This window comes from Halolamina salina (genome assembly GCF_042678005.1).
GTDB classification, from domain to species: Archaea; Halobacteriota; Halobacteria; order Halobacteriales; family Haloferacaceae; genus Halolamina; species Halolamina salina.
In genome coordinates this window covers 3,591-4,606 of record NZ_JBHUDH010000079.1, presented here as the reverse complement: position 1 = coordinate 4,606, position 1,016 = coordinate 3,591, and the positions used below count along the sequence as shown (strand labels likewise).

At 68.2% G+C, this 1,016-nt stretch carries 1 protein-coding gene; it reads right to left on the bottom strand.

The annotated features are described in order from the left end of the window. Positions 1–93: 93 nt before the first annotated feature. Positions 94–756, bottom strand: coding sequence for an ArsR/SmtB family transcription factor (locus ACFR9S_RS08150; protein ID WP_379732988.1), 663 nt, complete (start codon positions 754–756; stop codon positions 94–96). Between the last annotated feature and the right edge of the window lie 260 nt (positions 757–1,016).

Genomic DNA, 1,016 nt, shown 5'->3' with positions numbered 1-1,016 from the left:
CAAGCATCGAGCTGCTGTTGCTGTCGGTAGCATCCTCTACACAAAACACCTCGAACTACTGTTGCTGTCGGACTCCTCGTCGACGGAAATCCGCTAAGCCAACTCCCACTCGCCCGCTTCGTCGACCTCGCGCAGCAGCCCGCGTTCGGTCAACTGCTCCAGCGCGTCCTCGACGGCGGCCGCGTCGGCGTCGACTGCCTCCGTGATCGCCCGGAGCGAGCCGTCGGTCGTGACGACCGCCGACAGCACCGCGGCGTAGAACCGCGAGTCGGCCTCGGCGCCGATGTGGCCGTTGAGCCGGTCGAGCACCTCGTTCAACCGACCGTCGACCCAGCGCTGAGCCAGCGAGAGCTCGCGTTCGAGGCTCTGAAGCCGGTCGAACTCCTTGGCCAGCCCCTCCAGCCCGTCGCCCTCGGGTCGGTCGTCGATGTCGATGTCCAGATGCGAGCAGCGACCGGTCATGTCGAGGCCGCGGCTGGCGGGGTAGGCGCTCTTGGCGCCGAAGCTGTGCGGCGAGACGCTCACCTCCAGCCGGACCGCGCGGGCGATGTGGAAGTACTTCCGCCGCTGGTCGTCGGTGTGGCTCTCGACCAGCCCGGCCTCCTCCAGCTTCCGCAGGTGGTCGATGACGGCCTTCGGGCTCACGCCGAGGTACTCGCTGATCTCCGTGACGTAACAGGACTTATGCGAGAGTAACCGCAGGATGCGCCGGCGGTTCTCGTTGCCCAGGAGGTTCAGCAGTACCGCCGAGTCCATACTCGGGCTTGGCGGCAGGGAGCAAAAAGGCTGTCTCACTCGGGGACGGGGACGATCCCGGCGACGGCGCCCGTTTTCCGCCCCGACGTGCCCCGAGCCTCCGAGCTACGACGCCGTCTCCACGTCCGCCTCGACCGCCGCGTCGATCCGCGACCGGATCCCCGCCGTTCGGCGCGTCACGAACGACGCCAGTTCGCCGGGGAGTCCCTCCCCCTCGACGGAGTCGTCGACGGTCGAGAGTCGCGTCCGGAGCGACTCCA

Bases quoted from the DNA above. Each gene is read 5' to 3' on its own strand.
- ACFR9S_RS08150 (WP_379732988.1), bottom strand. From the start codon at position 756: ATGGACTCGGCGGTACTGCTGAACCTCCTGGGCAACGAGAACCGCCGG.